Here is a 12,913-nt window from a genome sequence, read left to right as displayed (position 1 = left end):
GATTCCACCGGCTTACTTACCCCAGGGGCGAAGGGGTCTGACCCCATGCGGGGTCAGACCCCGTGGCGTATCGCAGTGCGGGGTAGAGAACCGAACGGAGCGCCGGGCCTAGCTGCGGCGGCGGAACCAACCGGCCAGCGACAACCGTTCGCAGGTCGCCGGCAGCACCTCGTGCAGCATGTCGGCCGACAGGAACAGCACCAGCCGGCTGCCCAGCGGCGCGATGTCGAGCATCGGCTCGCCTTGCGGATGCAGGCGCAGCGCGCCGCCCTGCCCGCTCGGCCAGTCGGCGTTCAGGTAAATCACCGCCGACACGGTGCGCAGGTCGTCGTCGCGAAAACGGTCCAGGTGCTGCTGGTAGCCGGCGCCCGGCGCGTACAGCGCGAAATGGCTTTCGTAGTTGTCCAGGCCGAGGAAAAAGGCCTGGTTCAGCGCCAGCCGCAGCTGCTCCATGATGCCTTGGTAGCGGTCGCAGGCGTCGGACTGGCCGGCCGCCAGCCAGCGCGTGCGGTCGCCCCGGATGTCCGGCCGCAGCGCCTGCGCGTCGCCCCGGCCGACGGCGGCCAGCGTCAGGGCGCCGGTGGCGGCCAGCAGGCGGCATTCGGCCGCCAGCGCCAGCGTCAGTTCATCGGAAAGAAAGTGGTTTTGTTGCGACCAGCCGTGGCTGGCCAGCTGGTCCAGCGTGCGCTGGTGCAGCCACGGCCCCGTCGACGACGGGATGGGGGACGGATCGGTATGCATCTGAGCTGCTTTCCTGGTGGCGTGCGGACAAAAATATCGTCAACCAGCCAGGAGTGCTGATCAAACGCCGCCGCCTGGTCGGCAGCAGCGCATCTTTGAGCGGCCATGGTAACACCTTCCACGGCCGGCCCAGCGCCCATTTGCCGAAGGAAAGACCTGCAGACGCAGACCGAGGGTCAGACCCTGAGGGTCTGACCCTGGCTCTCTGCCGGTGGGCGGTTTGGGCGCCGCCGGCATCTTGGCCCGGCGGCATTCGCCTCAGAACGAGTACGTCATGCCCAGGTCGAAGGAACGGCCGTAGCCGGGCAACGCGCGCAGCGTGCCGCTGCGGCTCGCCGCCATGCCGGCCAGGTCGACCCCGCCCATCGGGTCGGCGTAGTAGCGGTTGAACAGGTTGCTGACACCGGCCGACAGGCTGACGTTGCGCCCGGCCTGGTACTGCGCTCGCGCGTTGAACACGGCGTAGGCGCCGGTTTCCGGCTCCAGGCGCTGGCTGTCGACCAGGTGCTTGCGGCCGACCAGCTTGGCTTCGAGCGTGTTGTGCCAGGCGCCCTGCGCCTGTTCGAGCGCGACGCTGGCGTTGAGCGGCATCATACGGTACAGGTCGAGGCCGTCGGTGCGCTCGCCACGGGTGATGCTGGCCGTGCCCTTCAGCGCCAGCTTGCCGAAGCGGGCGTCCTGCGCCAGCGCCAGGTTCCACGCCAGGTTGACGCCGTACAGGCGGGCGTCGTGGTTGGCGAAGCGCAGCAGCCGGCCGCTGGCCGTCTTGACGCTGTAGGGGTTGAAGCTGCCGATGGCGTCGGCGTCGATGTAGTCGCGCACGAAGCTGAAGTACGGCGTTACTTTAACGCTCCAGCGCTGGCGCGCCGCGTCGTGCCAGTCGGCGCTGGCGCTGAGGGTGTGCGCCACCTCGGGGTTGAGGTCGAGGTTGCCGACGTAGCCGTTGCCGTCGCCGAACCAGTTGATCATCCGCATCGCCATGGTGCCACGGCCCCAGGTGTAGCGCTCGTACAGATTGGGCGAACGGGTCTTGCGGGCGTAGCCGAACTCGTAGCTGGCGCCGGCGCCGGCCTCGTAGCGGGCCAGCGCGGTCAGGTCGACGTTGTTGTCGCGGCGGGCGTGCTCGCGGCTGTTGAAGAGCTTGGCGGCGTCGACGTCGGCGGCGTTCATCATCGTGTAGTTGTAGGGCTGGACTTGGCCGGCGTCGCTGTTGACGCGCTCGCCGCGCAGGCCGAGCTGGGTGCTCCATTGCGCGTTGACGCTCTGGTCCCACTCGGCGAACAGGACGACGCGGTCGCGCTTGCCGTCGTGGATGTTCAAATAGACCAGCGGCGACATCATCATCGCGCCCGGCACCGACGGCCAGTAGTCCTCGAGGCGGAAGCTGTGGTACTCGTTGCCCAGGCGCAGGGTGCCGCCGGCCGCCAGCGGCAGCTCGGCCTTGACGGCGTAGCCACGGTCGCGGCCCTCGGTCAGCATCGGCATCTTGCCGGCCCGCTCGGCGCTGAAGAAACCCATGTCGTGCTCGGTGCGCTGCCAGTACAGGCGGGCGTCCAGCTTGCCCCAGGCCAGCGCACCGGTGTAGTTCAGGTTGGCGAAGTCGGCATGGTTGCGCGTCATGTCCATGTACTGGTTGGGGAAGCCCTGGTAGGGGATGCGCTGGGTGCCCAGGCGCAGCGTGAGCAGCTGGCCGCCGCCCTGCGCTGCCATGGTCAGGCTCTGGTTGGTGCTCTTGTAGAGGCTGTCGCGCACCTGGTCGCCGTTGCCGTCGCGGTAGCTGTTGGCGCGCACGCGGTTGCCGCTGTAGGCGATGCTCAGGCGCTCGTTGGCGACGCCGGCGCTCAGCGCCGCCGAGACGCTGCGGTCGACGCTGCGCGCGCCCAGCGACACGCTGCCGCTGCTGCGCAGCAGGCCGGGCGCGTCGGCGAACTCGGCCGGCGCCGACTCGACCTCGATGCTGCCGCCGATGCTGTCGCCGCCCATGCTCACCGGCGTCAGGCCGGCCAGCATGCGGATCTTGCCGACCTGTTTGGGCGCGATGTAGGACAGCGGCGCGTTCATGTGGTTGGCGCAGGCCGAGCTCACTTCCATGCCGTCGATGCGGATCTTCAGGCGGTCGTCGGCGAAGCCGTTCATCACCGGCAGGCCGGACACGCCGCCACCGGCCGCCACGTTGTAGCCGGCCACGTTGGACAGCAACTGGCTGCTGTCGCTGCCGGCCAAGGGCTGCGGCATCGCCTGGCCGACCACGCGCACTTCCGGCATGGTGCCGGACATGGTGCCGGACACGGTGCCGGACACGGTGCCGGACACGGCCTGGCTCTGCGCCAGCGCGGGATGGGCCAGGCAAATGGCCAGGGCGAGCGGGGTCAGTTGGATGGAGTATTTCATGGGTACTTCCTTTCTAAGGTGCTCAAATGGGGTGCGCCACGCGGGCCGGCCGAGGACGCGGCGGCGGCGGGGCATGCCACGGCTGCGCCTGGCCGCAGAGAGACGGCGCGACACGGCACAGCGCGGCACGGCGCGGCGGCGGCCGACAAGCGGACGCGGCTGCTCGACCCGGCCTGGTGGCGCGGGCGTGGTGGAACGTGGTTTAGGCGAGGGTCAGGTGGCGGCCGGCGGGCCGCGCGGGCTGGCGGCGGACCAGGAGAACAGCGGCGCCGGTGCCCGGTAGAACAAGGAAGGGTAGAGATCGTCGCCGACAAGCAGCGGGAAGACGTGCGCCGAGGTGGGCAACAGCGCCAAAGCGCCGCCGTGGCTCATGCAGTAGGCGCAGTGCTCCATGTGGTGTTGCAGCGCGGCGGGATGCGGGTCGATGGCGGCCGGGGCGGTGGCCTTGGCGCCGTTGCTGCTGCAGATCGCCATTAGGCCGGGCGCGCCGGCAGCAGCGGCCGAGGAAGGCGCGGCGGCGGTCAGCGCGTGTGAGATGGAAGGCGCCAGCGCGCTGAACAGGATGGCCAGACAGGCCACCCAAGCGCACAACATTCTTCTTTTCACATTTGTAACCATACGGCAATTATACGGGACGCCGCCCGGGGCTAGCATACAAAACTCCCGCCGATCTTAACGTAGATCATCTTTAACCGGCTTAGCCGCCGCCTGCCGCTGGCACCCGCCATCGACACATCTTCATTGCAAATGATTCCCATTACGCATATTATTCGGAATGAGAATCGTTCTCGTAAATACCAAGGAAAGCGCCGAAGGAGACCAATGGATATTCCAAAAGAATTGCGCAATTCCGGCCTGAAGGCCACCCTGCCCCGCCTGCGCGTGTTGCAGCTGTTCCAGGAGGGCAAGAAGAAGCACCTCAGCGCCGACGATGTCTACCATTTGCTGCGCGACGAGCACATCGACCTCGGCCTGGCCACCGTCTACCGCGTGCTGATGCAGTTCGCCGCCGCCGGCATCCTCAGCCGCCGCCAATTTGAATCGGCCGCCTCGGTGTTCGAGCTGAACCAGGGCGAGCACCACGACCACCTGGTCTGTACCCGCTGCGGCAAGATGGAGGAGTTCGTCGACGCCGACATCGAGCGGCGCCAGGAGGAAGTGGCGCGCGAGCGCGGCTTCGCCCTGCACGAGCATTCGCTGTCGCTATACGGCGTCTGCGCCCACTGCAACGGCGCGCCGGCCTAGGCGACAAGAGTACAAGGGTCAGACCCTTAGGGTCTGACCCTCGATTGGCCTCCGCTGGTTTTCGTCGGCGCGCGCAAATCCGGGGAGCCGCCTCATTTCTGCCGCAGCAAGTCCTCGATGTGGCGCGCCGGCACCGCGTAGGTGATGCCGGTCGGCGTGCTCAGCGCCGTCTCCTTCAGTCCCTTGACGAACATCTGGTTGACGATGCCGACCACCCGGCCGCTGTCCGGCGCGTAGACCGGCCCGCCGCTGTTGCCGGCGAAGGCAGTGCCGTCGAGCTGGTACACCTTGAACGGCGTCTGGCTCAACTGGGCGATGGCGCGCGGGTTCAACTGCCGCGTGGCCAGCGCCGGCAGCACCACCGGCGTCACCGCCGACAAGGTGGCGCGGTGCGTGGCGCGGTTCAAACCGAGCGCCAGGCCGAGCGGAAAGCCGGTGAAGGCCAGCGCGCTACCCTCCTGCGGCGCGTGTTCGGGCGCCAACTCCAACTGCAACACCGGCAAGGCCGGCGCGGCGATGCGCAGATGCAGCAGGTCGTGCTCCTTGTCGACCGCGCGCACCGTCGCGGCGCGGAATTCGAGCTGCGCGCCGTTGCCCAGCAACACACCCAGCACCTCCCCTTGCAGCGGCAGCGGCGGACCGAGCGCCAACTGGGCGTTGGTCACCACGCTCAGCCCGTCGCCGACGGCGAAGCCGGTGCCGACGAAGCGGATCGGCGGGCTGCGTCCGGCCAGGAAGGTGCCCACACCCACCACCGCCGGCTTGACCATGACGATGGTCTGCTCCAGCTGGTCCGCCCCGGCCGGCGGCGCGATGCAGTTCAACAACACTGCCGACCAGGCGGCCAGGCCGGCGGCCGGCCGGCGGCGGAACAAGACGGCAAGCAATGACGGCATGCGGGGCACCGGGAAGTGGGCGGGAACGCCCACCTTAGCACAAAAAAATTACAATAATGCAAACGAAACTACGGTAACATACGGAACTTAAATGTCTTTTAGATAATTATCAAGATAACCGGCGAGGTTTCATGCTGGCCTTCATGGCCGGCGCGCCACAGCCCTCAGCGGAAGACAAGCCATGCCGGACGACAAGCCGACCCTGCCGCAGCCGACCATCACGCCAGGCGTCGCCCCCGCCGCCATCGCCGCGCTGCCCCGCTCCGGCGCCGGCCTGGCGCTGTGCCTGGCCCTGGCGCTGCTGTTGCCGCTGCTGGCGAACCTGGCCACGGCGCGCTCCATCGTGGCGATCTGGAACCGTTCCGACACCTTCGCCCACGGCTACCTGATCCTGCCCGGCGCGCTGTGGCTGATCTGGCAGCAGCGTGCCGCGCTGGCGCGCCTGCCGCTGCGCCCCTGCTGGCCCGCCCTGCCCCTGCTGCTGGGCTGCGCCGCCGCCTGGCTGCTGGCGCAACTGGGCGAGGTGCAGATCGTGCGCCAGTACGCCATGGTCGCCATGCTGCCCCTGGCGGTGCTGCTGCTGCTGGGCCGCCGCGTCGCCCGCGCCATCGCCTTTCCCCTGCTGTTCCTGGTGTTCGCCGTGCCCTTCGGCGACGTCTTCATTCCGCCGCTGATGGACGTGACCGCCAACGCCACCATCGCCGCCCTGCGCCTGAGCGGCATCCCCGTCCTACGCGAAGGCAACACCTTCATGATACCGAGCGGCAGCTGGTCGGTGGTCGAGGCCTGCAGCGGCCTGCGCTACCTGATCTCGTCGCTGACGCTGGGCAGCCTGTACGCCTGGCTGACCTACCGCTCGCGGCTGCGCCAGGCCGCCTTCATCGCCCTCGCCGTGCTCGTGCCGATCGCCGCCAACGCGGTGCGCGCCTACGGCATCGTCCTGATGGGCCACCTGAGCGGCATGACAATGGCGGTCGGCTTCGACCACCTGATCTACGGCTGGGTCTTCTTCGGCCTGGTGATCTCGCTGCTGTTCCTGATCGGCAGCCTGTGGCGCGAGGACCGCCGCCAGCCGCTGCCCGACGCCGCCGCCCGCGCCCGCGCCGCCGCGACGGCCGCCACGCCGTCGGCCGCGCCGGCCCGGCTGGCGCTGGCGGCGCTGGCCGTGCTGCTGGCCGCCGGCGCCGGGCCGCTGGCCGCCGGCTATCTGGAACGGGCCCAGTTCAATCCACAGCCGGTGCGGCTGGACGGCTTCCAGGCCGCTTGGCCGGCCACCGCCCCGTTCGCCGACTGGCAGCCGGCCTTCGCCGCCCCCGCCGCGCAGCTGCGGCAAAGCTACGCCGCCGGCCAACAGCAGGTCGGACTGACGCTGCTGTACTACCGCAACCAGCAGCCGGAACGGCCGATGATCAGCTCCGGCAACCGCCTCACGCTGGACGCCAAGAATCAGGCCTGGCACGAGGCCGGTAGCGCGCTGCGCCAGGAGAGCCTGCAGGGCCAGGCCTTGACGGTGAACGAGACGGTGCTCAAGGGCGCCAACGGCCGCTTGCTGGTGTGGCGCTGGTACGCCATCGACGGGCGCCGCACCGCCAACGACTATGTCGGCAAGCTGTGGGCGCTGCGCCAACGCCTGCTGCGCGGCAGCGACGACGGCGCCGTGCTGCTGCTCTATACGCCGCTCGACGAGCAGCCGGAGACGGCCCGCGCCGCGCTGCGCAGCTTCGTTGCGGCCAACCTGGCGCCGCTCGAGGCGACGCTGGCCGCCAACGCCCGCCCCTGAGCGGACGCAACAACGCCCCGCCGGAACGGGTCCGGACGGGGCGCGGTGCGCTTGGGCGGGCGGCGCCGCTTAGCCGGCCGGCGCCACCGACCAGGCGCTGTCGCTTTGCTCGGGATAGGCGCGCAGGAAGACCTGCTCGTGTACCTGGGCCAGCGCCTGCTGGTGCTGGTAGATCTCGTCGGCGGTCTTGCGGCGCTCGCCCTTCAGGTCGGGCGCCAGCGCCGCCACCAGGTCGCGCTGCAACGATTGATGGCCGGGCGTGGTCGTGTCCGCTGTCAGGCGGCCCATCTCGTAGCGCATCAGGCGGGTCGACTGGCGCGCCTCCTGGCTCAGCGTGGCCCGCGTTAGCAGGCCGTCGCGATAGGCCATGTCGGCGTTGCTGCTGGCCGTGTCCTCGATCTGGTAGTAGTCGTAGTTCTGCGATTCCTGCGTCAAGTCCAGGCGCAGCTCGACGCCGGACTTGTTGGACGCGTGGAAGGCGGCGCTCAGCGACGATTGTTGTTGCTGCGCGATGGTGCGGTCGCCCTGGCTGCGGCCGCCGACGCTGGTGTTCTGCGACAACTCGTAGGAAAAGCGGTCCAGCTCGCCGGGGCGCAGCGGATTGATCGACTTCACGGCCTGTGTGATCGAGGCGCTGAAGTCGGCCAAGCCGGTCAGCATGGCGTGGTCCTCGTCGGACAGCGTCACCTGGCGGGACTGGTAGCCGCCGACGGCCGGCTGGTTGGGCGCGCCGACATGGCTGTTCATGGCGGTAAAGGCGTCCTTGAACATGGCCACCAGCCCGGCGTCGCCACGGCCTCGCGCGGCGGCCTGGTCGACCTGCTTCAAGTAGCTGCCCATCGCCTTGGCCTGCTGCTCCGCGCTGCCCAGGCCGGCCAGCTTGGCCAGGTCGACGCTGACCTTGGCCGCGCCGGACGGGCCGTCGATGCCGACCGTCCTGTGCGCGCCGTCGGCGTGGAAGTCCAAACTTTGCGTGCGCTGCGGATCGTTCGGCAAGCGCACCGCCACGTGCAGGTCCACCGACGCCAACAGCGTGCGGTCGAACTGGGTCAAGCCGTCCAGCTTGAGCTTGGGCGGCTCCTGGGTCATGCCGTCGATGGCGCCCTGGAAGGCGGCCGCCAGGCCGGCCAGCGCGCCGCGCTCGCCCTCGCTCAGCGAGCCGCTCGTGCTCATTTGCACGGCCAGGCCGTCGTCCTGGCTGTCCAGCGTCACCTTTACCTTGGCGCCGCTCTTGGTGGTGATGTTGAGGCTGACCTGGTTGTCGCCACGGCCGTGCAGCGCCGGCGGCTGGGTCGAGAACAACGCGCCGTAGCCGGCCACCTGCGTCCCCGGCGGCAATTGCTGCGCCGCCTGCGACACGTCGGCGCCCTCGCCCTTGAAGCTGCCGAGCAGCGCCGCCCCCAGGCCGCGGAAGCGGCCGGCCGTCGACTGCGCCGAGTAGTTGCGCTCGATCAGGGAGGTGATCGGGTCGCGCGACTTGCTTTCCCAGATCAGCGGCGCGCCGCCGGCGTCCACCACGCGGGGCAGGCCCTGCAGCGAGGCCGCCAGTGCTTCCGGGCTGAGCTTGACGACGGCGTCGGCCGCCGCCGCCTTGGACGACGGCGCCTCGGCCCGGTTGGCGGCGGCGGCCGCGCCGCTCTGGATGGCGCTCGCGGCGCCGACTGGGGAGATGCTGGTCATGGTGTTCTTGCCTTGCCGATCGGGCGCAGGGTGATGGTGAAAAATCCAAGGTTTAACTAATTATAAGCTTTTCCACGACCAATTCTCACAAGCAAGAGTACTTCCGGACGAAAAAAATGCCCCTGAAACAGGGGCTCGGCGGCCAACGCCGGCCGGCCGCAAGCGGCGCCGGCCGGCCGGGCTGGACGGGGCTTACGCCACCTCGGTGACGAACTGCGCGCGCGGACGGCGCACCTTCTTCAGCGCCACCAGCCAGTCGCCCTCGCCGGCCCGATAGCCCAGCGGCAGCATCACCACCGAGCGCAGGCCGCGCTCGCGCAGCTTGAGCACCTCGTCGACCTTGGCCGGGTCGAAGCCCTCCATCGGCGTGCTGTCGACCTCCTCGTAGGCGGCGGCGATCAGCGCCGAACCGAGGCCGATATAGGCTTGCCGGGCGGCGTGCTCGAAATTGGTCTGCGCGTCGCGCGCCGGATAGCTGGCCAGCAGCTGTTGCCGATACGCCTCCCAGCCCTCGTTTTTCAGACCGCGCTGCTCGTTCACCAGGTCGAACATGCCGTTGATGCGCTCGGCGGTGTAGTTGTCCCAGGCGGCAAACACCAGCAGGTGCGAGCAGTCCGAGATCTGGCCCTGGTTCCAGGCGTGCGGCTTGATCTGCTCGCGCACCGCCGGGTTGGTGACGACGATGACCTCGTACGGCTGCAGGCCGCTGGAGCTGGCCGTCAGGCGCACCGCCTCGAGGATGCGCTCGACCTTTTCCTGCGCAACATCCTTGCTAGGGTCCATCTTTTTGGTGGCGTAGCGCCATTCGAGTCGATTCAGCAATTCAGGCATTGGGTGCATCACTTTCTGCGTGGTGGGGATGCCGACTTACTTGGGGACATATTACTAAGTTACAAGTATCTATAGGCGACGCGGCGCCGGCCTCAGCGTGGCCGAGCTCGAGGCGGCGGGATGCGCTCGACGGCGCAGTCAAGATCAAAATAATCGCCGCCAATAGAACAACAAATTAATCAAATAAATTAGTTTAATTGCTATATTCGATATTTTTGTAAGATAAAATCTTCACACCACAAGAAATTACCGTCGGAAGTTGTAGCGGCCACCCGCCATGCGCAACGCCGCCCCGACCCAAGCTCAATGCGACGCCAGTCGCCCACCGAGTTAAGAGGCATCAGATGAATTTGTTACGCGCACTCAAGCTGTCCCAACGTATTGCAGTGCTGGTCGCCCTGTTTTCGCTCGGATTTGCCGTTTACGGGATCTGGTCCTTCAAGACCTTGAACGAGTTGAAGGTGAACGGGCAGTTGTATCAACGGATCATCCAGAGCAAAGACCTGATCGCCGACGTGCTGCCGCCGCCGGAATACATCTTGGAATCCTATCTGGTGGGGTTTCAAATGCTGATGGCCGAGGATACGGCGGAGCACGACAAGCTGGTCGAGCACTTTGCCCGCTTGAAGAATGAATATGACACGCGGCATGCCTTCTGGATGAAGGAGAAACTGGAGAGCGAACTCGCCAACGCCTTGCTAGTACAAGCCCATGAGCCCGCGCTCGCCTTCTACGACGCCGCGCAGAAAGAGCTGATCCCGGCGATGAGGGCCCACAACAGGGCAGACGCGCTTGCCGCCATGGCCAAGATGAAACAGGCGTACGACAAGCACCTGCTGGCGATCAACCACGTGGTGGCCCTCTCCAACCAACGCGCCGCGGCGACCGAAACCAATTCCAACGAGCGCATCGCTGCCGCCACCACCTTGCTGCTGTTGATCCTGGCGACTTCCTTGGGCACGGCAATCGCCGGAGCGGTGTGCATCTCCAAGAGCATCACCGGTCCGTTGCGCGACGCCGTCAATGTGGCAAACGCCGTGGCGGCGGGCGAACTGCAAGGGCACATCGACACTGTCCACCAGGACGAGCCTGGGCAACTGCTGGCCGCGCTCAACCGCATGAAGGACAGCCTGAGCGGCACGGTCGGCAGAATCCGCTTCAGCGCCGACACGATATCGACCGTGTCGCGCGAGGTCGCCGCAGGGAATATGGATTTGTCGTCCCGCACGGTGGTGCAAGCCAACACCCTGGCGCAGACCTCCTCGGCCTTGCAGCAATTGACCGGCACCGTGCAGCAAAACGCCGGCAACGCCCAACAGGCCAATCTGATCGCACTCAAGGCCAGCGGCTTTGCCGTCGACGGTGGCCAGGTGGTCGGCTCCGTCATCGCAACGATGGCCTCGATTCAGGAGAGCTCGCGGCGCATCGTCGACATCATCGGCATGATCGACGGCATCGCCTTCCAGACCAATATACTGGCGCTCAACGCTGCGGTGGAGGCGGCGCGCGCCGGCGAACACGGCAAGGGCTTCGCCGTTGTCGCCACCGAGGTGCGCAGCCTTGCCCAGCGTTCGGCCGGCGCGGCCAAGGAGATCAAGGTCCTCATCGCCGACACCGTCGACAAGATCGACGCCGGTAGCGGCCTGGTCGACGAAGCCGGCCAAGCCATGCGTCAGATCGTTCAGTCGGTCAAACAAGTGACCACCCTCGTCAGCGAGATCGCCACGGCCAGCCATGAACAAAGCCATGGAATTGACCAGATCCACCAGGCGATCGACCACATGGACGAGGCAACCCAACAAAACGCCGCCTTGGTCGAACAAGCTTCCAGCGCCACCAGCAGCCTGCAAGAGCAGGCCGAGGAATTGAAACGCGATGTCAGCATATTCAACTTCTCCGGCCCAGGGAATCGGACCGCGCCGGCGGGCGGGCGGCAGCAGGCGAGCGGAACGGCCCAGCTTCGGCGCCAGCCGCCCCACCCCCGCCCGTCCATCGCCGCGGCGGCCTAAGCTGGACGGCGCGCCACCAGTCGAAGCCGCCGCCACCGCGAGAGCGGGCGCTCGCCGGGCATCCGGCGGGGCGAATTCAAGCGTCTATTTCACCACGGCCACCTGCTGGCGCTTGCCGCCCCGGAAGGTGTAGATGGTCAACACGCCGTCTTGCACATCGCCCCTGGCGTCGAAGGCGATATTGCCCGTCACGCCCTGGTGGCGGATCTTCGCCAGCACCGGCAAATACCTGGCCGGCTCGGGCGAACCGGCCTGCTGCATCGCCTGCACCATGGTCAGCAGCGCGTCGTAGGCGTACGGCGCGTAGGTCTCCACCCCGATGCCGAATTTGCGCCGGTACGCCGCCCTGAAATCGTCCATGCCCTTTTGCTGCGCCGGCTCGACGCCGCCGGCCTCGGCGCAGATCACCTGGCCGTCGCGCATGGCGTCGCCGGCCAGCCGGGCCAGCGAATCGGAACACAGGCCGTCGCCGCCCATGAACTGGACGGCCATGCCCAACTGCCTCATCTGGCGCAGCATCGGCCCGCCGACGGCGTCCATGCCGCCGAAGAAGATCAGGTCCGGCTTGCTGGCCTTGATGGCGGTCAGGATGGCGCTGAAGTCGCTCGCCTTGTCGTTGGTGTACTGCTGCGCGACGATGCTGGCGCCCGCGCCGGCCCGCTTGATGCCCTTGGCGAACTCGTCGGCGACACCCTGGCCGTAGGCGGTGCGGTCGTCGACGACGGCGATGCGCTTGGCCTTGCCGGCCTGCACCGCATACCTGGCCAGCGCGGCACCCAGTTGCTCGTCGTTGGCGATGTTGCGGAAGGCCGTGTTGTAGCCCTGGCGCGTGTACTTGGGGTTGCTGGCGGAGGGTGAAATCTGCGGAATGCCCGCCGCGTGGTAGATCCGCGAGGCCGGTATCGTGGTGCCCGAGTTCTCGTGGCCGACCACGCCCTGCACCTTGGCGTCGACCAGTTTCTGCGCCACGGCGGCGCCCTGCTTTGGATCGCCGGCGTCGTCCTCGGCCTGCAGCACCACGCGGTAGCGCTTGCCGCCGATCAGCACGCCCTTGGCGTTCAACTCGTCGACCGCCATGCGCGCGCCGTTCTCGTTGTCCTTGCCGAGGTGGGCGATGGGACCGGAGGTCGCCGCCACATGGCCGATTTTGATGACGTCGTCGGCCCGAGCGCCGGCCGCGCAGGCCAGCGCGACGGCCATGAAGACTACTTTCGATGTGAACGGCATGGTTTCCTTTTGAGTACTTGGGGGGGGGCGCCGGGGTGAAAGAAGCGGCGAATCCGCCGATCTTACAATAGAAAACCGGGCGCGGGCAAAGCGTCCAGCCGTCGCCGGAGCTG

10 protein-coding genes are annotated in these 12,913 nt (G+C 67.7%); 3 read left to right on the top strand and 7 right to left on the bottom strand.

Annotation, left to right across the window (positions count from 1 at the left end; genetic code table 11):
* Window positions 1–108 precede the first annotated feature (108 nt).
* From BM252_RS25075 to BM252_RS25065, 3 genes are all read right to left on the bottom strand, one after another.
* Window positions 109–741, bottom strand: coding sequence for a 2OG-Fe(II) oxygenase (locus tag BM252_RS25075; protein WP_093390404.1), 633 nt, complete (start codon window positions 739–741; stop codon window positions 109–111).
* Window positions 742–999: 258 nt separating this feature from the next.
* Window positions 1,000–3,132, bottom strand: coding sequence for a TonB-dependent receptor (locus BM252_RS25070; RefSeq protein ID WP_245774435.1), 2,133 nt, complete (start codon window positions 3,130–3,132; stop codon window positions 1,000–1,002).
* Between the two features lie 213 nt (window positions 3,133–3,345).
* Window positions 3,346–3,726 carry a DUF2946 domain-containing protein gene (locus BM252_RS25065; RefSeq protein WP_245774434.1) on the bottom strand — a complete coding sequence of 127 codons (381 nt, stop codon included), beginning with the start codon at window positions 3,724–3,726 and terminating at the stop codon, window positions 3,346–3,348.
* Window positions 3,727–3,954: 228 nt separating this feature from the next.
* Between BM252_RS25065 and fur the strand changes: the two genes are divergently transcribed.
* Window positions 3,955–4,377, top strand: coding sequence for a ferric iron uptake transcriptional regulator (fur, locus tag BM252_RS25060; protein WP_093390402.1), 423 nt, complete (start codon window positions 3,955–3,957; stop codon window positions 4,375–4,377).
* Window positions 4,378–4,469: 92 nt separating this feature from the next.
* Here the strand turns inward: fur and BM252_RS25055 are convergent, their stop codons facing one another.
* Window positions 4,470–5,273 (bottom strand): S1 family peptidase, encoded by an 804-nt coding sequence (locus tag BM252_RS25055; RefSeq protein WP_093390401.1) that lies wholly within the window; start codon window positions 5,271–5,273, stop codon window positions 4,470–4,472.
* Window positions 5,274–5,454: 181 nt separating this feature from the next.
* Between BM252_RS25055 and xrtA the strand changes: the two genes are divergently transcribed.
* On the top strand, window positions 5,455–7,053 hold the full coding sequence (gene xrtA, locus BM252_RS25050; RefSeq protein WP_093390400.1) for an exosortase A: 1,599 nt from the start codon (window positions 5,455–5,457) through the stop codon (window positions 7,051–7,053).
* Between the two features lie 69 nt (window positions 7,054–7,122).
* Here xrtA and BM252_RS25045 read toward each other — a convergent pair whose 3' ends face one another.
* Together BM252_RS25045 and BM252_RS25040 are read right to left on the bottom strand one after the other, a co-directional pair.
* Window positions 7,123–8,733: a hypothetical protein gene (locus BM252_RS25045; protein ID WP_245774433.1), complete on the bottom strand. Its 1,611-nt coding sequence runs from the start codon at window positions 8,731–8,733 to the stop codon at window positions 7,123–7,125.
* Window positions 8,734–8,925: 192 nt separating this feature from the next.
* Window positions 8,926–9,564 carry an NAD(P)H-dependent oxidoreductase gene (locus tag BM252_RS25040; RefSeq protein ID WP_093390399.1) on the bottom strand — a complete coding sequence of 213 codons (639 nt, stop codon included), beginning with the start codon at window positions 9,562–9,564 and terminating at the stop codon, window positions 8,926–8,928.
* Between the two features lie 344 nt (window positions 9,565–9,908).
* Here BM252_RS25040 and BM252_RS25035 point away from each other — a divergent pair, with 344 nt between their 5' ends.
* Window positions 9,909–11,573, top strand: coding sequence for a methyl-accepting chemotaxis protein (locus BM252_RS25035; protein ID WP_093390398.1), 1,665 nt, complete (start codon window positions 9,909–9,911; stop codon window positions 11,571–11,573).
* Between the two features lie 84 nt (window positions 11,574–11,657).
* On the opposite strand, the gene BM252_RS25030 is transcribed toward BM252_RS25035, so the two are convergent.
* Window positions 11,658–12,800, bottom strand: coding sequence for a branched-chain amino acid ABC transporter substrate-binding protein (locus tag BM252_RS25030; RefSeq protein WP_093390397.1), 1,143 nt, complete (start codon window positions 12,798–12,800; stop codon window positions 11,658–11,660).
* Window positions 12,801–12,913 lie beyond the last annotated feature (113 nt).

It is taken from the genome of Rugamonas rubra, from assembly GCF_900114705.1.
GTDB classification, from domain to species: Bacteria; Pseudomonadota; Gammaproteobacteria; order Burkholderiales; family Burkholderiaceae_D; genus Rugamonas; species Rugamonas rubra.
The sequence above is the reverse complement of the archived record's forward strand: the minus strand, read 5'-3'. Positions and strand labels throughout refer to the sequence as shown.